Source organism: Saccharopolyspora antibiotica, assembly GCF_047200635.1.
Classification (GTDB): domain Bacteria; phylum Actinomycetota; class Actinomycetes; order Mycobacteriales; family Pseudonocardiaceae; genus Saccharopolyspora_C.
The window spans coordinates 200,562-220,888 of record NZ_JBJZOI010000007.1; the positions used below are offsets into that span (position 1 = coordinate 200,562).

At 73.4% G+C, this 20,327-nt stretch carries 22 protein-coding genes; 10 read left to right on the forward strand and 12 right to left on the reverse strand.

Translation table 11 applies throughout. The features are described from left to right. Nucleotides 1-5 precede the first annotated feature (5 nt). Complete coding sequence (locus ACL03H_RS07690) at nt 6-641, forward strand: response regulator (RefSeq protein ID WP_412810402.1); 636 nt, start codon at nt 6-8, stop codon at nt 639-641. 156 nt (nt 642-797) lie between these two features. Here ACL03H_RS07690 and ACL03H_RS07695 read toward each other — a convergent pair whose 3' ends face one another. The 11 genes from ACL03H_RS07695 to ACL03H_RS07745 form a co-directional block, all read right to left on the reverse strand. Then, nucleotides 798-1,937 (reverse strand): GAF domain-containing sensor histidine kinase, encoded by a 1,140-nt coding sequence (locus ACL03H_RS07695; protein ID WP_412810403.1) that lies wholly within the window; start codon nt 1,935-1,937, stop codon nt 798-800. A 78-nt stretch (nt 1,938-2,015) separates the two neighbouring features. Next, nucleotides 2,016-5,270 carry a thiol reductant ABC exporter subunit CydD gene (gene cydD / locus ACL03H_RS07700; protein WP_412810404.1) on the reverse strand — a complete coding sequence of 1,085 codons (3,255 nt, stop codon included), beginning with the start codon at nt 5,268-5,270 and terminating at the stop codon, nt 2,016-2,018. Then, entirely contained in the window at nt 5,267-6,274 is a 1,008-nt protein-coding gene (cydB, locus tag ACL03H_RS07705; protein WP_412810405.1) for a cytochrome d ubiquinol oxidase subunit II, read from the reverse strand. Before cydB ends, cydD begins: the two co-directional genes overlap by 4 nt. Before the next feature lie 28 nt (nt 6,275-6,302). Beyond that, entirely contained in the window at nt 6,303-7,790 is a 1,488-nt protein-coding gene (locus ACL03H_RS07710; RefSeq protein ID WP_412810406.1) for a cytochrome ubiquinol oxidase subunit I, read from the reverse strand. A 156-nt stretch (nt 7,791-7,946) separates the two neighbouring features. After that, nucleotides 7,947-8,114, reverse strand: coding sequence for a hypothetical protein (locus ACL03H_RS07715; RefSeq protein WP_412810407.1), 168 nt, complete (start codon nt 8,112-8,114; stop codon nt 7,947-7,949). 72 nt (nt 8,115-8,186) lie between these two features. Continuing rightward, nucleotides 8,187-8,852, reverse strand: coding sequence for an IclR family transcriptional regulator (locus ACL03H_RS07720; protein WP_412810451.1), 666 nt, complete (start codon nt 8,850-8,852; stop codon nt 8,187-8,189). Nucleotides 8,853-9,076: 224 nt separating this feature from the next. Next, a complete protein-coding gene (locus ACL03H_RS07725; protein WP_412810408.1) occupies nt 9,077-9,991 on the reverse strand; it encodes a hypothetical protein in 915 nt (304 codons plus the stop codon). Between the two features lie 14 nt (nt 9,992-10,005). Next, nucleotides 10,006-10,497: a glycine-rich domain-containing protein gene (locus ACL03H_RS07730; RefSeq protein ID WP_412810409.1), complete on the reverse strand. Its 492-nt coding sequence runs from the start codon at nt 10,495-10,497 to the stop codon at nt 10,006-10,008. A gap of 457 nt (nt 10,498-10,954) precedes the next feature. Next, on the reverse strand, nt 10,955-11,401 hold the full coding sequence (locus ACL03H_RS07735; RefSeq protein WP_412810410.1) for a hypothetical protein: 447 nt from the start codon (nt 11,399-11,401) through the stop codon (nt 10,955-10,957). Further along, nucleotides 11,398-11,607: a hypothetical protein gene (locus tag ACL03H_RS07740; protein WP_412810411.1), complete on the reverse strand. Its 210-nt coding sequence runs from the start codon at nt 11,605-11,607 to the stop codon at nt 11,398-11,400. Before ACL03H_RS07740 ends, ACL03H_RS07735 begins: the two co-directional genes overlap by 4 nt. Before the next feature lie 9 nt (nt 11,608-11,616). Beyond that, a complete protein-coding gene (locus ACL03H_RS07745; RefSeq protein WP_412810412.1) occupies nt 11,617-11,862 on the reverse strand; it encodes a hypothetical protein in 246 nt (81 codons plus the stop codon). A gap of 465 nt (nt 11,863-12,327) precedes the next feature. On the opposite strand from ACL03H_RS07745, the gene ACL03H_RS07750 reads away from it, so the two are divergent. The 4 genes from ACL03H_RS07750 to ACL03H_RS07765 all read left to right on the forward strand — a co-directional run bounded on the left by ACL03H_RS07750 (nt 12,328) and on the right by ACL03H_RS07765 (nt 14,114). Beyond that, a complete protein-coding gene (locus ACL03H_RS07750) occupies nt 12,328-12,528 on the forward strand; it encodes a hypothetical protein (protein ID WP_412810413.1) in 201 nt (66 codons plus the stop codon). A gap of 2 nt (nt 12,529-12,530) precedes the next feature. Beyond that, nucleotides 12,531-13,061, forward strand: a complete 531-nt coding sequence (locus ACL03H_RS07755; RefSeq protein WP_412810414.1) for a DUF6879 family protein — start codon at nt 12,531-12,533, stop codon at nt 13,059-13,061. Nucleotides 13,062-13,074: 13 nt separating this feature from the next. After that, nucleotides 13,075-13,842: a helix-turn-helix domain-containing protein gene (locus tag ACL03H_RS07760; protein ID WP_412810415.1), complete on the forward strand. Its 768-nt coding sequence runs from the start codon at nt 13,075-13,077 to the stop codon at nt 13,840-13,842. An 86-nt stretch (nt 13,843-13,928) separates the two neighbouring features. Then, a complete protein-coding gene (locus ACL03H_RS07765; RefSeq protein WP_412810452.1) occupies nt 13,929-14,114 on the forward strand; it encodes a DUF397 domain-containing protein in 186 nt (61 codons plus the stop codon). Between the two features lie 146 nt (nt 14,115-14,260). Here the strand turns inward: ACL03H_RS07765 and ACL03H_RS07770 are convergent, their stop codons facing one another. After that, the gene (locus tag ACL03H_RS07770; RefSeq protein WP_412810416.1) at nt 14,261-15,127 is read right to left on the reverse strand and encodes a hypothetical protein; all 867 of its coding nucleotides are present in this window, start codon (nt 15,125-15,127) and stop codon (nt 14,261-14,263) included. A gap of 371 nt (nt 15,128-15,498) precedes the next feature. Here ACL03H_RS07770 and ACL03H_RS07775 point away from each other — a divergent pair, with 371 nt between their 5' ends. The 5 genes from ACL03H_RS07775 to ACL03H_RS07795 all read left to right on the forward strand — a co-directional run bounded on the left by ACL03H_RS07775 (nt 15,499) and on the right by ACL03H_RS07795 (nt 20,256). Continuing rightward, entirely contained in the window at nt 15,499-16,278 is a 780-nt protein-coding gene (locus ACL03H_RS07775; RefSeq protein WP_412810417.1) for a DUF2470 domain-containing protein, read from the forward strand. An 82-nt stretch (nt 16,279-16,360) separates the two neighbouring features. Continuing rightward, complete coding sequence (locus tag ACL03H_RS07780; protein ID WP_412810418.1) at nt 16,361-17,170, forward strand: CPBP family intramembrane glutamic endopeptidase; 810 nt, start codon at nt 16,361-16,363, stop codon at nt 17,168-17,170. 189 nt (nt 17,171-17,359) lie between these two features. Beyond that, nucleotides 17,360-18,541 carry an arginine deiminase gene (locus ACL03H_RS07785; RefSeq protein WP_412810453.1) on the forward strand — a complete coding sequence of 394 codons (1,182 nt, stop codon included), beginning with the start codon at nt 17,360-17,362 and terminating at the stop codon, nt 18,539-18,541. A gap of 345 nt (nt 18,542-18,886) precedes the next feature. Then, nucleotides 18,887-19,576 carry a hypothetical protein gene (locus tag ACL03H_RS07790; RefSeq protein ID WP_412810419.1) on the forward strand — a complete coding sequence of 230 codons (690 nt, stop codon included), beginning with the start codon at nt 18,887-18,889 and terminating at the stop codon, nt 19,574-19,576. 119 nt (nt 19,577-19,695) lie between these two features. Next, complete coding sequence (locus tag ACL03H_RS07795; protein WP_412810420.1) at nt 19,696-20,256, forward strand: ferritin; 561 nt, start codon at nt 19,696-19,698, stop codon at nt 20,254-20,256. The last annotated feature ends 71 nt before the right edge of the window (nt 20,257-20,327 follow it).

Consider the following 20,327-nt stretch of genomic DNA (forward strand, 5'->3'; position numbering starts at 1 on the left):
AAACCGTGCCGGTGCGCGTGTTGCTCGTCGATGATCACGAGGTGGTCCGCCGCGGCCTCCGCGACCTGCTCAGCACCGAACCCGACCTCGATGTCGTCGCCGAAGCGGGCGGCGTCGGCGAGGCCGTGGTCCGGGCGCGGGCGGCGGAGCCCGACGTGGCGGTGGTGGACATGCGGCTGCCGGACGGCGACGGCCTCCACCTGTGCCGCGAGCTGCGGGCGCTGCCCGCGCCGCCCCGGTGCCTGGTGCTCACCGCGTTCGACGACGAGCAGGCCCTGGTCGGCGCGATCAACGCGGGCGCTTCGGGGTACCTGCTCAAGCAGGTGCGCGGACGGGACCTGGTGAACGCGGTGCGGGAGGTCGCGGCGGGCCGCTCGCTGCTGGACCCCGTCACGACCGCGCGGGTGCTGGAGCGGCTGCGCCGGTCGGCCGACCAGCCCGCGGACGAGCTCGACGCGCTCACCGAGCAGGAGCGCCGCGTGCTGGAGCTGATCGGCGAGGGGCTGACGAACCGGCAGATCGCGGAGCGGTTGTTCCTGGCGGAGAAGACGGTGAAGAACTACGTCACCGCCGTGCTCGCGAAGCTCGGCATGGAGCGCCGCACCCAGGCCGCCGCCTGGGTGGCCCGCCGCCAGGGGTGACCGCCGGGGACCGGTGCCGGGCGGCTCGCGCCGCCGCGAGTGCTCGGCGTCCTCCTCGCCAGGACGGCGATGTCGTGCGGCGGCCGCGCGGGAGATCCGCGGCGCGGAAGGCGCTGAGGCCCGCCGCGCTCGCGAGCTGGTTCCCCGCGCGGGTCCTCACAGGGGGACTTCCCAGGTGATCGTGGTGCCCGAGCGCGGCGAGGAGTGGGTGGTGCAGCGGCCACCGGCGGCGGCGGCGCGTTCCTCGAGGTGGCGGAGGCCGCGCTTGCTCACGTCGCGCGGGATGCCGCAGCCGTCGTCGACCACCTGCAACCGCAGCGACTCCGCCGAGCGGCGCACCCGCACCAGCACCGTCCGCGCCCCGGAGTGGCGCACCACGTTGGACAGCGCCTCCCGCAGGGCCGCCCGCGCGTGGTCGGCGAGCGCGACCGGGACGTCGCCCAGCTCGCCGCCGATCTCCAGCTTCGGCGGCCTGCCCAGCAGCTCCCCGGCGATCTGCACCTCGGACCGGATCGAGTCCGCCAGGTCCGGCACGTGCGCGGGGGTCTCCGGATCGGCCGAGCGCAGCGTGCGCACGGTGGCGCGGACCTCCGCGATGGTCTGGTCGAGCTGGTCCACGGTGTCCGTCAACCGCGCCGAGTCCTCCTCGGTGAGCCGCCCGGCGAGCCTGCGGTCCAGCACCTCCAGCTGCATTCCCGCCGCGTAGAGGCGCTGCACGATCACGTCGTGCAGGTCCCGGGCGATGCGCTCCCGCTCCTGGTAGACGGCGATCCGCTCGCGCGCGGTGGAGCCCTCGGCGAGCACCAGGGCGAGGCCGGCCTGCGCGGCGAAACCGGTGAGCACGTCCACGGCGACCCGGGTGAAGGTGGGTGCCCCGCGCCGCCGGTAGACGGCGAGCGCGCCGAGCCTGCGCTCCCGAGTGCCGAAGGGGGCGACCGCGAAGGGTCCGTACACCCGCAGCGCGCTCGGCACGTACGGCGCGGTCAGCGGGTCGTCGATGAGGTCGTCCACCACGACGGGCACCCCGCTGCGGGCGACGCGGGCGGCCGCGGAGCGGGCGGAGAGCACCGCACCGACGGGATCCCCGGAGGCCTCCGGCTCGGCCGGGTAGGCGGCCTCCACGGTGAGCCTGCCGTCCTCAGCGCTCACCATGATCAGCCCGAGGTCGGCCTCGGCGAGGTCGGCGGCGCGGCGCACCACCATCGGCAGCACGGCGTCCGGGTCCTCGGCGGACAGCGCCGCCTTGGTGATCTCGGTGGAGCTGGCCAGCATGCGCCGGGCGAGTGCGGGATCCATGACGGCTTCGAGGCTAGTCCGCCGCGCCCGGACGGGCCCGCACGGCGGCCGCTGGGTGTGACCGGTCGGACGCACGGGTCACCTCGCGGCCGGGACGGCGGCGCTGACGCGGCCGTCGCGGACGTGCAGCACCAGGTCGGCCCGCGCGGCCTCGTCCGGGCGGTGCGTCACGTGCAGCACGGTCCGGTCGGTCTCGGTGCGCAGCCGGTGCAGGAGCGCGGTCGCGGTCGGCACGTCCAGGTGCGCGGTCGGTTCGTCGAGCAGCAGCGGGCCGGGGGCGAGCAGGGCGCGGGCGAGCGCGAGGCGTTGCGCCTCACCGCCCGAGAGCGCGGTGCCGCCCGCTCCGACGTGGTCGTCCAGCCGCTGCCGCCACCCGGGCAGCCCGGCCAGCTCCAGGGCCGCGCCGAGCCGCTGGTCGTCGGCGTCGGGCGCGGACATCCGCAGGTTCTCCCGGACGGTGGTGGACACCAGCTGCGGTTCCTGCGGGCACCAGGCGGCCCGCTCGGGCAGCCGCGCGGTGCCGCGCTCGGCGGGCAGGAAGCCCAGCAGCAGCGCGAGCAGGGTGGACTTGCCGCTGCCGGACGGGCCGACGAGCGCGACGTGCGCACCGGGCGGCAGGTCGAGGTCGACACCGCGCAGCGCGGGTTCGGCGGAGCCGGGCCAGCGCACGTCCACGCCGCGCAGCACCGCGCCCCCGTCCGCGCTCGGCTCCGCGGCGACCGGTTCCGGCGCCGGAGCCGCGAGCAGCGGCGCGAGCCGCCCCTGGGCGGCGCGCAGGCCGCGCCACTGCTGCGCGGCGGGCGGCAGCACGGCGACCACCTCGGCGGCGGCGAGCGGGACGAGCGCGAGCAGCGGCGCGAGCTCGGGCGCCAGCCGTCCGGACGCCACCGCCCCGGCGGCCAGCCAGGTCCCGCCGAGCACCGCGACGCCGACCGCGAGGGTGCTCACCGCCGTGGCGGCCCCGGCGCCGAAAGCGGCGCGGCGGGCGCGGGCGGCGAGCCGGGCGTCGACGTCGGCGAGCTCCGCACGACGCGCGGCGTGCGCGCCGAAGGCGAGCAGCTCGGCCGCGCCGTCGAGCAGCGCCAGCACCCGGTCGGCGACGCGCCGCCGCCCCTCGGCGACGGCGGTGGTGGCCCGGCGCTCGGCCAGCAGCGCGGCGCCGGTGCCGCCGACCGCGGCGACCAGCAGCGCGCCCGCGAGCAGCGCCCCCGCCTCGGGCAGCACCAGGGCCTCCAGCACCACGGCGGCGGTCCCGACGAGCAGCGCGACCAGCGGCGGCAGCACCACCCGGGGGACGAGGTCGCGCACCGCGTCCACGTCGTCGACGAGCCGGGCGGTGCCGTCGCCTCGGCGGAGCCCGGCCGTGCGCGCCGGCCCGAGCCGCACCAGCGCGTCCCACAGCCGTGCCCGCAGCGCCCCCGCGAGCCGGAACGCGGCGTCGTGGGTGACGAGGCGCTCCGCGTAGCGCAGCGCGGCCCGGGACAGCGCGAAGGTCCGCACGCCGACGACGGCGACGGTGAGCACCAGCACCGGCGGCTGCTGCGAGGCGCGGGCGATGAGCCAGGCGGACGTCGCGGTGAGCGCCAGCCCGGCCAGCAGCGAGGCGGCGCCGAGCAGCACCCCGGCCCCGAGTCGCGGGGTGATCAGCTCGCGGATCCCGGCGCGCGGCGGGCGGGGCTCGGCCGTTCCGGCCGGGGCGGCCTCGGCCGGAGCGGCGGGTTCGGGTTCGGCGGCTTCCGCGCCGGGCCGGTGGCTGGCGAGCACGACGACGGCGCCGCGCGCGGCGGCGCGTTCGACCGCCGCGTCGACCTGCCGCGCGGTGCCCGGATCGAGGTGCGCGGTGGGCTCGTCGAGCAGCAGCACCCGGGCCGCTCCGCGCAGCCGCAGCAGGGCGCGGGCCACGGCGACCCGCTGCCGCTCCCCCGCCGAGAGCTCGTCCACCGGCCGGTCCCGCAGGTGTCCGGCGGCGGCCTCGGCGAGCGCCTCGGGGATCGCCTCGGCGGTGCCGGGCGGCTGGTCGGCCACCGCGAGCGCGAGTTCCTCGGCGGCGGTGCCGCCGGTGAACACCGGCCGCTGCGGCACCCAGGCGAGGTGTCGGCGCCAGGCCGCCGGATCGAACTCGGCCAGGTCGGTGCCCGCGTAGCTGATCGCACCGCGCTCGGGTCGGGTGAAGCCGAGCAGCACGCCGAAGGTGGTGGACTTGCCGCTGCCGCTGGGTCCGACGCCGTCGAAGCCGTCCAACCGCAGCACCTCGCCGGGCCGGGCGGTGAAGCCGAGCCCGTCCGGCGCGCGGGCGTCCCGGCGCCGCACGGCGAGGTCGCGCACCCGCAGCTCGCCCACCTCGCCGGGCGCGCCGCTCCCGCGCGGGACTCCGCCGGCCCCGGCCGCACCGGTGATGACCTCGTCCGCGCGGCGCACGGCTTCCACGCCGTCCTCGCTGGCGTGGTGGGCGGCCCCGGCGGCCCGCAGCGGCAGGTAGCACTCGGGCGCGAGCACCAGCACCAGCAGCCCGGTCGCGAGGTCCAGCTCACCGGAGACCAGCCGCAGCCCGATGCCGACGGCGACCAGCGCGACCGACAGCGAGGACAACAGCTCCAGGACCAGCGCGGACAGGAACGCGACCCGCAGCGTCGCCAGGGTGCCCCGCCGGTGCCGCTCGCCGACGTCGTGGACCACGGCGCGCTGCGCGGCGGCGCGGCGGAAGGCGGTGAGCACCGGCAGCGCGCGCACCAGCTCGTGCAGCTGCGCGGAGAGCCGCTGCGTCGCGTCGGCGGCCCGCGCGGTGCGCCGCTCGGTGTAGCGGCCGACGAGCCAGGCGAACAGCGGGATCAGCGGCACGGTGATCGCGATGACCAGCGCCGAAGCCGGATCGGACAGCAGGATCCAGCCCCCGGCCAGCAGCGGCACGACGGCGGCGGTGACCAGCGCGGGCAGGTACTTCGCGAAGAACGGGTCGAGCGCGTCGAGTCCCTTGGTGGCCAGCGCGGTGAGTTCGACGGGCCCGCGCTCGCGGATCCACTCCGGCCCGCAGTGTAGCGCGGCGTCCAGCAGCTTGGCCCGCAGCTCCTCCTTCGCCCCGGCGGCGGCCCGCGCCGAGGCGGACTCGACGGCCCAGCCGAGCGCGGCGCGCGCGGCGATCGCCCCGGCCAGCACCGCCAGCCACCCGCCGACGTCCGCGGTGCCCTCGGTGACGACGGCGGCGAGCGCGCTCGCCAGCGCCCAGGCCTGCACGACCAGCGCGACCGCCTGCCCCGCGGCGAGCGCCCCGCCGACGGCCAGCGCGGTCCGCGCCGAGCGGGACAACCGGGGCAGCGCGCCCAGCGGCCCGCTCACGGCGCGTGCACCGGCGGGATGTGGTGGGCGCCGATGCGCTTGCGGAACACCCAGTAGGTCCAGGCCTGGTAGACCAGCACGGCCGGGGTGCCGAACGCGGCGACCCAGGTGATGACGGTGAGGGTGTACGGGCTGGAGGCCGTCTCGGCGATCGACAGCGACCAGGCCGGGTCCAGCGTGGACGGCAGCACGTTCGGCCACAGCGAGCCGAACAGGGCCACCACCGCTCCGGCGAGCGCGACGCCCTGGAGCGCGAAGGCCTGTCCCTCCCGCCGAGAGCGCATCCGGACGATCCCGGCCAGCGCCGCGAGCACCGCGACGCCCAGCGGCGCCCAGGTCCAGGCGTGCCCCTCGGTGAGCTGGGCCCACAGCAGCAGGCCGATCACCGGCAGCAGCAGCGGGACGCCGAAGCGCAGCGCGAACAGCCGCGCCCGCTCCCGCACCTCACCAGCGGTCTTGAGCGAGAGGAACACCGCGCCGTGCAGGAAGGCGAAGCCCCACACCGCGAGCGCGCCCAGCACCGTCGCCGCCGACAGCACCACCTGGGGCCCGCCGACGCGGTCCCCGTTCGCGTCCAGCGGCAGGCCGAACACGCTGGCCGAGAGCACCAGGCCGACCATCATCGGCGCCACCCAGGAGGCGAGGACGATCACCGCGTCCCAGGTGCGCCGCCAGCGCGCGGTGTCCACCTTGCCCCGGTACTCGAAGGCGACACCGCGCCCGATGAGCATCAGCAGCAGCACGAGCAGCGGCAGGTAGGCGGTGCTGAACAGCGAGGCGTACCAGCCCGGGAAGGCGGCGAAGGTGGCGCCGCCCGCGACGATCAGCCACACCTCGTTGCCGTCCCAGACGGGACCGATCGTGTTGATCAGGACCCGGCGCTCGCGCTCGTCGCGCCCCAGGATCGGCAGCAGCATCCCCACGCCGAAGTCGAAGCCCTCCAGGAACAGGTAGCCCAGCCACAGCGCGGCGATCAGGGCGAACCAGAAGGTGGGCAGGTCCATCGCGTTCTCCATCGGTTCGGCGAGCGCCTCAGTAGGCGAACGACAGCACGTCCTCGGACTTGTCGTCCGGTGGTGGTTCGTGCGGCATCGCGGCGTCCACCCCGGCGCGGACGTAGCGCACGATCAGGAAGATCTCCACGCAGGCCAGCACGCCGTACACGGCGGTGAGCCCGATCAGCGAGGTCAGCATCTCCCCCGGCGTCACCCCGGAGGACACGGCCGAGGCGGTGTACATCCACACCCCGTCCACCCCGGACGGGTTCGGGTTGGGGGCGACGACGAAGGGCTGGCGGCCGAGCTCGGTGAAGATCCAGCCGAAGACGTTGCCCAGGAACGGGGTCGCGATGCCCGCCACCGCCAGCGGCCCCCACCAGCGGCCCTTCGGGAAGCGCCCGCCGCGGGTGAACCACAGGACGGCGACGGCGCCGAGAGCCGCGAGACCGCCGAAGCCGATCATGAACCGGAAGCCCCAGTAGGTCGCGGGGAGGTTCGGCACGTAGTCGATCGGCTGCCCGGCGAACTGCCCGAGCCGGGCGTCGTCGGGGTAGTGCGTGCCGTAGGCCTCCTGGTACTGCGGCACCAGCGCCTGCACGCCCTCGACCTCGCTGGTGAAGTCCCCGTTGGCCAGGTAGGACAGGATGTAGGGAACGGTGAAGCTCTTGACGTCCTCGCAGTTCTGCCGCCCCACGTCGCCGTAGGCGAAGATCGAGAAGCTGGCGGGCGCCTCGCTGTGGCACAGCGCCTCGGCGGAGGCCATCTTCATCGGCTGCTGCTCGAACATGAGCTTGCCCTGCACGTCACCGGAGAGCGCGAGCCCCGCGAAGGCGACCACCCCGACCCAGGCGCCGAGCCGCATCGAGCCGTGCCAGAGCTTGCGGTCCGGGTCGTCGGTCTTGCGCCGGGCGAGCTTGAAGGCGGCGATGCCGATGAGGAACGCCCCGGCGACGGCGAAGCAGCCGAAGATCGTGTGCGGGAACGCGGCGAGCACCGTGCTGTTGGTCATCACGGCCCAGATCGAGTTCAGCCGGGGCCGTCCGTCGACGACCTCGACGCCGACCGGGTGCTGCATCCAGGAGTTCGCGGCCAGGATGAAGTACGCGGAGGCGACGGTGGCCAGCGAGAAGGCCCACGCGCAGGCCAGGTGCACGCCCTTCGGCAGCCGGTCCCAGCCGAAGATCCACAGGCCGAGGAAGACGGACTCGACGAAGAACGCGACGATGCCCTCCATCGCCAGCGGGGCGCCGAACACGTCGCCGACGAAGCGGGAGTACTCGCTCCAGGCCATGCCGAACTGGAACTCCTGCACGATCCCGGTGACCACGCCCATCGCGAAGTTGATCATCATCAACTTCCCCCAGAAGCGGGTCATCCGGAGGTACCGCTCGTCGCCGGTGCGCCACCACGCGGTCTGCATCCCGGCGACCAGCAGGGACAGCCCGATCGTCAGCGGCACCATGAGGAAGTGGTAGACGGTCGTGATCCCGAACTGCCACCGGGCGATGTCGAGGAGTTCCACGCGGCCAGTCTGCCGGTGCGGACCGCCCCGGGCTCAGGGGCGCCCGTCCCGCCCGGCCGGGACCGAAGTCCCCCCTCGACCAGGACCTTCGTCCCGGACCACCGCGCGGCCGCGCACCTTTCTACCAAGCCGGTGCGCGGATCGGAACCCTCGTCGTCAGCGCGGCCCCGGGAGCATCTCGCGCTGCACCCCGAGCTCAGCGGGCGGCGCCGGGGACGGTGCCCGCTCCGCCTCGGCCACCGCGCCGATCCAGCCACCGACGACCAGCCCGGATCCCAGGACGAAGGCGATGGCGTGGCGAACCGCGGTCCTCTCGTCGCTCATGCGCGCTCCCCTCTTCGCGACGTCCCCGCCCATGATCCTGCAATCGCCTTCGGCGGGTCCGGGGCGGGGTGCTCAGCGGAGCGCGACGGCGACCGCGCGGGCGGCCTCGGCCACCAGCGGGCCGATCTCCTCGCCGTCCAGCGGCTCCAGCGACACGACGCCCACGCTGGCGCGCAGGCCCGGCACACCGCGCACCGGCGCCGCCACGCCGCAGGCGCCGGCGTGCAGCTCGCCGTTGCTGACCACCCAGCGCGGCCCGGAGGGCGGCAGGTCCACCGCGCGCCCCGCGGCCCCGCGCCGCACCGGATGACGGGTCCCCACCCGGTAGGAGACGTGGTAGGTCGTCCAGGACGGCTCGACGACGGCGACGGCCTGCGCCTCGGAACCGTCCGCCACCGTCAGGTGCACCGTCGCGCCCACCTGCTCGGCCAGCCCGCGCAGCGCGGGCAGCGCGGCGAACCGCAGTTGCGGAAGCACCCGCCCGGCCACCCACAGCACCCCGAGCCCGAGCCGCACCCGGGTTCCCTCGCGCCGCACCAGCCCGCGCGCCTGGAGGGGGCCGAGCAGCCGGTACACGGCGGCCCGGCTCACCCCGACCGTCGTGGCGAGATCGCTGATGGTGGGCGCGGCGCCGTCCGCCTCGGCGACGGCCTGGAGCAGGCTCAACCCGCGCTCCAGGGTCAGCGAGGTCTCCTTGGCCGGGGCGGCGTCGTCCCGGCCGCGCGGCCGGTGCGGCAGCGGGGCCCGAGCGGGATCGGTCGGTCGGGCCACCGGTCACCTCCAGGTCGCGGACAGCACCGTGCCCGTCACCTCGCTGAGGCCGACCACCGAACCGTCCGGTCCGGGCGCGGTTCCCCCGAGTGTGACCCGATCTCCGCCCCGGAGGAAGGTCCGCTGCCGCACCTGCCCCCGGGACTGGCAGCGGGGCGCTTCGTGCGCGCCTCCCCGGCCGCGCCGCCATACTAGAACGTGCGTTCGAGTGATCGCCGGTAGTGGGCGGGGCCGACCTCCGCCGGCACCTGTGCGAGTCGCCATGCGGCGTAGTCGCGGGCGAGGCGGGCTCTGTGGTGCAGTCCGGGGCCGGTGCGGGTGCTCGTCCAGTGCGTCCACATGCCCGCGAGGTAGACGGCGAACGCGGTCAGGTGCGCATCGTCGGCGCCCCGCAACCCCGTCAAGTGGGCGCGCGCCCACGCTTCGGCAGCGGCGGGTTCGTGCCCGGCTTCGATCAGCCGGAGCACGACGAACGCGGGGTCGACCCACGCCGCCCCCGAGCCGGGGAACGCCCAGTCGATCACCCGAGCGGGACCGTCACCGATGAGGATCTGATCCCCGTGCAAGTCGGCGTGCACGAGCCGGTCACCGTCGGCCAGCAGCGGGAATGTCGCGCACCACCGGGCCGCATCGACGAGGTCCCATCCTTCGACCAGTTCAGGCGCGTCGGCGTCGAGCCGCCCCCACCAATCGACGGCGCCGAACCGCGTCCGCAACGGCCGTGCGTCGTCGCCGGGACGAGCCCCGATCCGGTTGACCACGTCGGCCACGACCGACAGGTCAGGCGATCCGGGGCTCAGGTCGGCCGGACGGCCGGCCAGGTACTCGAACCCGACGACGAGCCAGTCCCCGAGGTCTTCGGCGAACAGCACGGCGGGTGCCAAGCCGCCGGTGAGCGTGCCGGTGGTGATCTCGTTGCGCAGGTGGCGCATCCGTGGGCTGACGCCTTCGACTCCCTTGACGAACACGCGCCCGGCGGCGGTGTCGAGCACTGCGGCGAGGTCGCTGCCGCGCCCGTTGGTGATCTCGGCAGCGGACGAGACCGGGCCGACGTGCCCCCGCACGGCCCCCCGAACCTCGTCGGGGAGTTCCTGCCAGGTGGTCACGTCGGCCCCTTCGATCACTTGCGGGTGTCGGTGTTCTCGTCGCCGTCCGTGCCCGACGCGGCGCAGTTGCCTTCCTCGTGGCAGCTACCGCACTTGTAGGCGTCGACGAGCCACAGCTCGGCGTCCACGACGTACCCGGCGCGGTGGATGGCGTCGATCGTGCCATCCCGCACGCTCGCCGGGTCTTTGGAGTGGTCCGATGCGCCGGGGGCGTCCTGGGGCACGTGGTGGATGAACCGGCCCGCGACCTGCTCGCAGAACTCGGCGTACTCGCGGGTGTGGAGGATGAACGCGTGCCAGCCGATGTCCACCGGCTTCGACGGGGCGAGGCGATTTCCGGGGAACCGGCCGCACGCACCGAGGAAGGCGAGCGCCTGGTCCATGATGCGTTCGGCGAACGCGGAATCAGTGCCTTCCTCGATGGTGATGCGGCGAACGAGTCGGGTGAACAGGTCTTCCGAGATCAGCGACCGCGCCGGGGCGCGGTCGGATGCGACGTAGGTCATGGTCTGAACCTCCGTTGAGTGATCTGGGGCTGATCGTGCCGATAACGCGGGTGGCGCCATACCTCCGTTTCGGTTCGAGGTCCGACCCACCCACCCGGTTGCGGCTCGTGGCCGCACGTCGGGACGCGGGCGGGGGTTGAGAGGACCGGTTCCGCGGCGGGGCGCGGCTCCCACCGCCGAACCGGTCGGCCGGTGCCCGTCGAGGGACCTTCGGGCGCCGGAGTTGGTTGCCTCGCCGGGAGGTCCGCGGTCCGGGGGCGCGAACGCACCGGCGAGGCGCGGACTGCCGCCGGTGCGAGCACGGCGGCAGACCGAGTCCGTCATGTCCCGGCGGATGGGGTGCGCGCCCGGGGGTGCCCGGCCGGTGCCCGCCCGTTCGGGGTGACGGGCGAACACCGGCCGAGCGGGCGGCCTGCCGCGGTCCGGGGCAGCGGCGGGCCGCGGTCTCAGCGGCGGATCACGCCGCGCGGCCGAGCGCGGAACGCGCGGTGCGCATCGGCGGGGCCGGCAGCCGCGAAAACGGGATCACGGCAAGGCCTGGCGCGTCCGGATCGCGCTCCGGCCACGGGATCGGCGGTTCCAGCTCGGGCGGCGGCTCGGCGCGGAAGGAGCGGTGTTCGCCCATCACCGCGAGCGCCGCTTCCAGCGCCGGGAACCGGACCGACTCGGGCTCGGTCGCGGTGGCCGCGACGCACGCCTGACACACCTCCCGGCCATCGAGCGGCGGCGGGCCGAACACCCGCGACATGCGCCCGACCAGCGGGTGCCCGCACGTCGTGACGATCACCGCCCCGCGAGCGCCCCGGCCGACCAGGTGCCACGTCGAACACCACTCCGAGGTCATCCACGCCAGCGCCGAACCGTCCGCGTCGCCGAGTTCGGTGGGGTCCCCCGGCGCGCTCACGAGCTCGCCGCCGACTCGACTTCGCGGCGAACCTCGGCGATCGCCGCTCCGAGCTTGCGATGCAGCTCCTCGGCCTGGGCGAGATCGAGGATCGCCGCCACCTCGGCCGGGAGCTGAAGACTGATCCCGCGCCGAATCCGCCCGAGGTGGACCAGCCGGTCCCGGAAGGCGAGATCCCGGCACGGGACGGTGTGCTGAACGGACATGGTTCCCCTTCACATCGGACCTTCGGACGGAAGTCGGTACGGGGCGAGCGGGTACCGGGCCGCGCAGATCTCGGCGCAGTCGTCGCAGTAGGAGTCCATCGGCGGACGGACCCGCCGAGCGCCCACCGGGACGGTGACCAGCTCGCCGCACAGGGCTTCAGCGACCCGTCCGGCGCCCCACTGCTCGGGCGGCTCGGTGGTCGCGTGAATCGAGTGCGAACCGTCCGGCAGGACGAACCGCACGAGCACGCTCACGGCCGCCGCTCCCGCCGCGCGTCCTCGCGGGCACCGGGCAGCCACCACAGCAGGAGCAACGGCCCGAACACGAGCGCCCACGCCAACGCACCGAGCACCACCGCAACCGTCAACACGACACCTCCGCCGAGGCGATCCGCTTCGTCTGACGCACAACGCCCGGCCACCGGGCCGGACCGGGGTTTCGCCTGCTCATGGATCGCCTCCCGAGATCGCGCAGCAGGGCACGTACGCAACCGCCGCCGTGAGTTCTGACGGGGGAGCCCACGGTGTTGCCGTTTCAGCCCTGCTGGCTCCCTCGCAGTCATGGTGCCCAAGTTTCGAGAACCATACAAGAAACACACGCGAAGCTTCTCGAAAATATCACCCTTATGGCGCAATCGGCATCGGTGGTTCGTGAAGTTCCCTGTGTATTGCGCAAGACATGCGCACTTGGTTCACTACCGGTCGATGAGGAGACCTGCCATGAAGCTCACTCACTTGGGCACCACCAGCGGGGGCGGCGGTTGCCCGGAGCTCTACGAAACCGACCGCGACACCTACGTCGTGCAAGGAAGCCGAGTGACTGATGCCGATGCGTTGGCGGCGTTGCACGCTCGCGGCCTGCCCGACCACGAGACCGCGGTCGAGATCCCGAAGGCCCTGCTGGGTTTCGCGAGGGGCTGATCATGAGCGACCTGATCTCCGGCGAGCAGTTCGACGACCTGTTCCGCACCTTCCACAGCACGGCATTTCGCCTGGAAACGCAGGGCGTCTACAACGAAACGGTCGAGCGGGAACCAATCCGCCGGTTCGTCGCCGGAGAGGCGCCGGACGACACGTGGCTAGCTCCGTGGACCGATAACGTCCGTCGCGCAACAAGCCAGGGGCGACGGTTCCAGCGCGTGCGCTTGCTCACCGAGCCGTTGACGCTCTACCTGCGGTTCGAATTGGATCTTGCCCTCCGCGCGAACCTGCCCGCAGGCGAGGAAATCCGTTGCATCACGGCCTCCAAGGCCGCGGACCTCGACCTCCCTGTCGGAACCGACTTCTGGATGTTCGATGATGCACAGGTCGGGGTGATGCGCTTCGGAGACCGCGGGATGCTCGGGCTTGAGATGATCGACGGCACCGACCACGTCGAGCAGTACCGAAGGTGGCGAGACCTGGCCTGGAGCTCCGCACAGCCCGCCGAGCAGTGGGCGCCGCTCGTGCAGTGAGGAAGAGGAGAGCGTGACCAGCTTCGAACAGCGACGACAGGACTTCGGCGAGAAGTTGCGCCGCTTCCGCGACGAAGCGGGCTTGACCGGCCGCGACCTTGCGTCCGCCCTGGGCTGGCCACACTCGAAAATCAGCAAGCTGGAAAACGGCAAGCAGACGGCCGAGGACCAAGACGTCATCGATTGGATGGATGCCCTCGGTGCGTCCGAGTCCTCGGCCCGCCAGCTGCTCGACGAACTCGCCGAGCTGCGGGTCAGCAAAGCCGCGTGGCGGGCTCAACTGCGCGCTGGCCACAAAGCCCGCCAACTTCAAAGCTTCGACAGCGAGCATGCCGCAACTCGCATCCGCAACGTCGAATTCGGCGTGGTCCCCGGACTCCTGCAAACCGCGGACTACGCCCGCGCCGTGTTCCGGACACAGGCCGAGCTCCTCCAGGTCCCGGACGACGACGCGGAAGCGTCGATCCGGGTCCGCATGCAACGTCAGCAGGTTCTATACCAGGGAAAACAGATCGAAGTCATCGTGTCGGAGCACGCCCTCCGCCACCCTGTCGCACCGACTGACGCCATGCTCGGGCAGCTTGATCGCCTCATCTCGGCCATCGACATTCCGGGACTGCGGTTCGGCGTCCTACCGGAGTTCCGCCGCTTGCCGAACATCACGATGAACGGCTTCATCATCCTTGATGATCTGGTTCAGGTGGAACACGTCTCGGCTGAGCTGACCATTGAAGACCCTGACCAGATCAGCATCTACCACCGGCTCATGGACCGGTTGTAGCCGGTCGCGGCAGAAGGCGACGAAGCCCGTGCCGCGTTGCAGCACATCGCGGAGATCTATCGCAATCAGGCGAAGGGCTGACCATGATGTTCCCATCCGGGTGGAGGAAATCAAGCCGCAGCGGGACGAACAACTGCGTCGAGGTCGGCCGTGCCTCGAACGGTGCCGCTGTCCGGGACACCAAGGACCGGGCGGCGGGCTACTTCACCGCGACGGCCGGGCAGTGGGCCAGCTTCATCGGTGCGGTCCGGGCCGGGCGCTTCGACGGCTGAACCACTCCGCGGAGAAGCCCCGGCGGAGCTGACTCCGCCGGGGCTTCCTCGTGCTCGCAGCGGCCCGTTCGCGGAGCACCGCGCTCGAAGCGACGGCTATCCGGCGCTCCGCACGGGCACCCCGAACCCGGGGTCCTCGACCCAGGTCACAACAGCCCCAACCCTTCCAGGTCGGTCACCGGGTCGGTCAGCGAGCAGGAGCCGTAGGAGGCGAACACGTCGCGCACGGCGGTCGCGGCCTCGTCGGACAGCGAGCTCGCCTCGGCGGCCAGCGCCTCGGGGTCGGAGCTCTCCAGCGCACCGCGCACGTCCCCGCCGGACAGGCAGCGCGCGGTGGCCACCAGCAGGTTGACGAAGCCGTGCTGCATGAACCCGGTCTCCGGGTCGGCGCCGCGGATCGCGGTCCGCATCCCGGCGGTGGCCTTGAACGGCACGCTCAGGGTGCTGACGGTGGCGAGGAAGTCGGCGACGACCTCGACGGGCGGCACCGCCCCGGAGGTGGGCCCGCCGGTGCGCAGCTTCGGCCAGCAGCCGTGCTCTGCGACGCGCTTGACGCCGTCGAGCCAGCCCTCGGGGCTGCGCCGGGGCTCGACGACGCGGACGACGTCCTCGGGGACGAACTCGGAGACCCGCTCCAGCCAGACGTCGTCGACGTCGGACGGCGCGGGCATCTCGACCATCCGCAGCGCGAGCAGCTCCTGGCGGCCCTCGATGATCGACAGCGCCTTGGGCACGCCGCCGAGGCCGGTGTCGCACACCAGCGACAACGGCACCGGCTCCGCCGGTTTCGACCTGGCGAGCTCGGTGATGAGCTCGGCCAGCCGGGAGGCCTGGCACAGCATCGGGCCCAGCACCCCCGAGTACTCCCCGGCCCGGGCGGCGAGGTGATCGTTGACCGCCTGGTCGACCTGCGCGCTCCCCGGTGGGAACAGCGCCGCGTCATCGACCAGTCGGGCGAACAGGGGCGGGATGCCGCGCGGACCCGGCGCGCGAAGCTCAACAGCGCTTGACACGGCGCACACGCTAATGCCGCGCCGTTCGGTGAACAAAGGTGGCCGATACGCGGACGGTCGGCGGCGTTGCGCTACCGTCGTTCGGCCGGTCATCACCGCAGGTGGCGCGCTCTCCGCTCGCGTCGGACGGCCGGACGCGAGGTCGCGACCGCCGGTCGCAGGCACCGGGGGCGACCAGGCGGACCGGATCGACCTCAGCCGCCGCGCCCGCACCGGGGCCGGCCGCGACCGAGCGGACGGCGGGAATCCACGACGCGGGCCCGGGATTCACCCGGCGGGCTCCGCCGATCGGGTCGATCAGCTGGTAAGACGGACGGCGGCTTTCCCCTGCGGACCCGCTGGGTTAGGCTTGCCTAAGTTGGAGGTGAGCGGTGCGCGAGAGGACGACACGTCGCCCGGCCAAGCCGACCCCGGCGGAGCGGGCCAGGACCATTGTTCGACGAGGTGGCAGAGCGGCGTTGACGCCGTCCGGGGAGAGCTCCGCCCGGATCGCCCCGCTGCTGCACCACGTGCATCCCGACGGCACCGCGACGGTGCTGCTCGGTGACGATCACCCGCTGGTGGCGACCGCGTGGCAGTCGCCGCGCGGCGAGATCGCCGCCGTGCTGGAGGTCGCCGATCCCACGCCCGTGCGGCTGCGCGAGTCGGTGCGCGGGCTGCTGTGGCTCACCGGCCAGATCCGGGTGCTCACCGGTGAGCGGGCCCGCGACGAGGTGCTCGCCGTCGCCGAGCAGCGACCGGACAGCAGGCTGCTCGACGCCGGGCACGGCGCCTCGGTGCTCAAGCTGGAGCCCGCCTCGCTGGTCCTGGCGGACGGGGAGGGGACCTGCCCGGTGCCCGGGGCCGAGTTCACCGCCGCCGAGCCGGACCCGTTCTGCCTGCTGGAGGACGGCTGGCTGCGGCACCTGGAGAGCGCGCACCGCGACGTGGTCGGAATGCTCGCCCGGCACCTGCCGGACGAGCTGCGCGGCGGGCACATCCGCCCGCTCGGCCTGGACCGGTTCGGCCTGCGGCTGCGGGTGGAATCGGCCGACGGCGACCACGACGTGCGGCTGGCGTTCTCCGCCCCGGTGGAGACCGCGGAGTCGCTGGGGCTGGAGCTGCGCCGCCTGGTCGGCTGCCCCTTCCTCGCCGGCCAGCGCTCGGCCTGACCCCCGCGCCGCCGGTGCGGGCCGGAGCGCCGCGTCCTCGTCGGCGCCGGGCGGTGATCACGCTGCGGGTACCGTGCGGCGGGTGAGCACTGCGCGCGCGTGGCTGAGCCCGCCCCGGCCCGAGGAGCCCGCCCCGCTGGCGGATCCGGGGCAGCGGCGGGCGATCGTCATCGAGCTCGTCGTCGTGTTCGCGGTGACACTCGGGATGTCCGGCCTGCAGAGCCTGCTCTCGCTGCTGGACGCGCTGACCCAGGCGCAGCCGCTGGCGGACCAGTCCGTCGCGATCAACGCACCGCAGGCCGAGTCGGGCCTGCTGGACCTGCTGCGCCAGCTCGCGGGCGTGCTGCGGTTGTTCGCCTGGGGTGCGCTGGGCCTGTACCTGCTGTGGCGCGGCGGGATCGAGCTGGCCCGGATCGGCGCGGACCGCTCGCGGCCGTGGCGGGACCTCGCGGGTGGCGCCGGGCTGGCGGCGCTGATCGGCGTCCCGGGTCTCGGCCTGTACCTGACCGCGCACGCGCTCGGGCTCAGCCTCACCGTGCAGCCGTCCACTTTGGACGACGTGTGGTGGCGGGCGCCGGTTCTGGTGCTCTCGGCGTTCGGGAACTCCTTCGCCGAGGAGGTCCTCGTCGTGGCGTACCTGCTGACCCGGTTGCGGCAGCTCGGCCTCGCGGAGAACCGGTCGCTGTGGATCTCGGCGGTGCTGCGAGGCAGCTACCACCTCTACCAGGGCTTCGGCGGCTTCGTCGGCAACGTGGTCATGGGCCTGGTCTTCGGGCGGGTGTGGCAGCGGACGAACCGGCTGTGGCCGCTGGTGGCCGGGCACGCGCTGATCGACGTGGTGGCGTTCGTCGGCTACGCCGCGCTGCGCGGCCGGGTCGGCTGGCTGCCCTGAGCCGGTCCCCGGAGCAGCGGCGGAACCGGCCCGCCCGATCCGACTCGACGGCCGCGCGCAACGATCGGGTGGCCGCGCCTCGATCTCGCGCAACGATCCATGTTTTCGAGCCGCGATCAGCGCTCTTTTCGTTCGCCACCACTAGAGTTCGTGAGCGTGACTGAACACGGCTCCCGGAACGCCCCGCACGTGCGCAACGAGGTCGGCCCGCTGCGCACGGTGCTGCTGCACCGGCCCGGCACCGAGCTGAAGCGACTCACTCCGCGCAACAGCGATCAGCTGCTGTTCGACGCGATCCCCTGGGTGGATCGGGCGCAGGACGAGCACGACGCCTTCGCCGAGGTGCTGCGCTCGCGCGGCATCGAGGTGGTGCTGCTGCGCGAGCTGCTGGTGCAGACGCTGGCCGATCCGCGGGCCCGGGCGGCGGCCGTGCTCAGCGCCGTGGACGAGCGGGAGTTCGGCACCGACATCGCCGACGTGCTCCGCTCCCACCTGTCCGCGGTGGATGACGCGGCGCTGGCGGAGGCGCTCATCGCGGGCATGACCTTCGAGGAGCTGCCCGCCTCCGAGGGCGATTCGCTGGTGCGCCGGATGCACCTGCCGCACGACTTCGCGCTGGCCCCGCTGCCGAACCTGCTGTTCACCCGGGACTCCTCGGTGTGGGTGGGAGACCGCGTCGCGGTGGCCTCGCTCGCGATGCCCGCGCGCCGCCGCGAGTCCGCGATCACCGACCTGATCTACGCCTACCACCCGCGCTTCTCGCACTCCGCGCGCGCGTACGGGGCGCACTCCGCCCCGGTGGAGGGCGGCGACGTGCTGCTGCTGGCACCCGGCGTCGTCGCGATCGGCGTCGGCGAGCGCACCACCCCGGCGGGCGCGGAGTCCTTCGCCCGCTCGATGTTCGCCGACGACCTCGCGCACACCGTGCTGGCGGTGCCGATCACCCAGCAGCGCGCCTCGATGCACCTGGACACGGTGTGCACGATGGTCGCCGAGGACGCCGTGGTGATGTACCCGGCGATCCAGCACTCGCTCACCGCGTTCTCGGTGCGCCCCAAGGACGGCGGCGTGGACGTCTCCGGCCCCGCGCCGTTCCTGGAGGCCGCCGCGCACGCGATGGGCATCGACCACCTCCGCGTCATCGACACCGGGCTGGACCCGGTGACGGCGGAGCGCGAGCAGTGGGAGGACGGCAACAACACGCTCGCCCTGGCCCCCGGCGTCGTCGTCGCCTACGAGCGCAACGTGGAGACGAACTCCCGGCTGGAGGCGGCGGGCGTCGAGGTCGTCCGCATCAGCGGCTCCGAGCTCGGCACCGGCCGGGGCGGCCCCCGCTGCATGTCCTGCCCCATCGTCCGCGAGGCGCCCTAGCGCTACCGCCGAGCCCGCCGCCGGTCCACCAGCTCCCGGGCGCGGCGACCGCCCGCTCCAGTCAGTCCACATCGGACTGTCCGGCGAGCGATGCCGAGGCGCCGCGCAGCGCCTCGCGCTGCTCGCCCGCACGGTGGCCGGTCGAGCCGGAAGGCGCGCCGCTCACCACCCATCGGCAGCCAACGCACGACGAGGCCGCATCCACCACCGAGCACGACGCTCCCCTCTCCCCGGAACGCGGCGACCCCGGCCCGGCCGGGTACCTCGCGCGACCTCGCTCGGGTGCGGGTAGCGGACCATCGCTGCCGCGCCCGGGAGAGGAGCGGGATCTGCGAGGGTGGAGCGGTGGGATCTGGGAGCGGAGAACCGGCGGTCAGCGGATTCGGGTTGCGGATCGAACACGTCGCGGTGGGCCGGGGCAGCGCGCCCGCACTGGTGATCCTCGTCGACGGGGAGGACCTGTTCGGCGAGACGCTGCGACTCAGGGGGGTCGGGCGCGATCCGGACCTGCTGCTCGGCAGGACCGGCGCGCTGCTGCCCACCGAGCCGCCGGAGCAGCCGCGCACCGCGCTGCTGCGGCGGTGCTCCTGCGGCATCGAGGGCTGCGGGTTCGCCAGTGCCCGGATCGAACGGGACCGGCAGGCCTGGGACCACATCGTCTGGACCGAATTCACGCTGCACTGCATCGGCGACGCGGAACCACCCGGAGAAATCCGCTTCCGCACCGCGGACTACGTCGCGGAAATCGTGCTCCGCCACGCCGACCGTTCCTGGGAATCCACTGCTCGACGCATCACCCGGGAAGTCGGCGCGGCGCTCGACGCCGATCCCGGCATTCTCGGCAGGTGGGGCTGCGGGCTGCTCCGGGCGCAGCCGGACGAACGCAACGACGCGACGTCACTGCTGATCACAGACGGCTCGGCCGACTACCGGTGCGTGTTCGACAGGGCGCACGGCACCGCGGCGATCGTCGACCTGCTGCGGTCGTCCGACCCTCGTCGCAGCGCCCGGCACACCTTCCCCAGAACCAGTTGAGTCCGCTTAGGATTGCCTGGCCGAAATGAGGCAAGGGAAAGTTAAGTCAGGTTCCGCGAACATTTCCAAGGGTTACCTGATTAATTGCGAGGTGTCAATTGGAGCGTAGTATTCGCGTCATGACGAACACCGCCAAGCAGATCCAGCCCCGCGAATCCCGTTTCCACCAGCTCCTGCAGGACCAGGTGCGCAACGAGCTCACCGCCTCGCAGCAGTACCTCGCGGTCGCGGTGTGGTTCGACAACGAGGACCTGCCGCGGCTGGCCGCGCACTTCTACCGCCAGTCGCTCGAAGAGCGCAACCACGCCATGATGATCGTCCAGTACATGCTGGACAACGACGTCAAGGTCACCATCCCCTCCATCGAAGGGGTCCGCAACGACTTCACCGAGACCCGCGAGCTCGTCGCCCTCGCCCTGGAGCAGGAGCGCGAGGTCACGCAGGAGATCGTGACGCTGGCGAAGGCCGCCCGCGACGAGGACGACTACGTCGGCGAGCAGTTCCTCCAGTGGTTCCTCAGGGAGCAGGTCGAGGAGGTCTCGCAGATGTCGACGCTGCTGGCCGTCGTGGACCGATCCAACGGCAACCTGTTCGACGTCGAGAACTTCCTCGCCCGCGAGAACGTCAGCGAGGAGGGCGCCGACCCCACCGCTCCCCCGGCGGCGGGCGGCGCGCTCTGACGCTCCCGCGCGCACCGCACGGCCCCGGCGCTCCCCGCGAGCACCGGGACCGCCGCACGCCGTCCCAGGTC

What these genes read in the sequence shown, in the direction of transcription:
- ACL03H_RS07795 (WP_412810420.1), top strand. Translation starts at nt 19,696, where the DNA reads ATGACGAACACCGCCAAGCAGATCCAGCCCCGCGAATCCCGTTTCCAC.
- ACL03H_RS07765 (WP_412810452.1), top strand. Translation starts at nt 13,929, where the DNA reads ATGTTCCCATCCGGGTGGAGGAAATCAAGCCGCAGCGGGACGAACAAC.
- ACL03H_RS07730 (WP_412810409.1), bottom strand. Translation starts at nt 10,497, where the DNA reads ATGACCTACGTCGCATCCGACCGCGCCCCGGCGCGGTCGCTGATCTCG.
- cydB (WP_412810405.1), bottom strand. Translation starts at nt 6,274, where the DNA reads ATGGACCTGCCCACCTTCTGGTTCGCCCTGATCGCCGCGCTGTGGCTG.
- ACL03H_RS07695 (WP_412810403.1), bottom strand. Translation starts at nt 1,937, where the DNA reads ATGGATCCCGCACTCGCCCGGCGCATGCTGGCCAGCTCCACCGAGATC.
- ACL03H_RS07755 (WP_412810414.1), top strand. Translation starts at nt 12,531, where the DNA reads ATGAGCGACCTGATCTCCGGCGAGCAGTTCGACGACCTGTTCCGCACC.
- ACL03H_RS07750 (WP_412810413.1), top strand. Translation starts at nt 12,328, where the DNA reads ATGAAGCTCACTCACTTGGGCACCACCAGCGGGGGCGGCGGTTGCCCG.
- ACL03H_RS07715 (WP_412810407.1), bottom strand. Translation starts at nt 8,114, where the DNA reads ATGAGCGACGAGAGGACCGCGGTTCGCCACGCCATCGCCTTCGTCCTG.
- ACL03H_RS07740 (WP_412810411.1), bottom strand. Translation starts at nt 11,607, where the DNA reads ATGTCCGTTCAGCACACCGTCCCGTGCCGGGATCTCGCCTTCCGGGAC.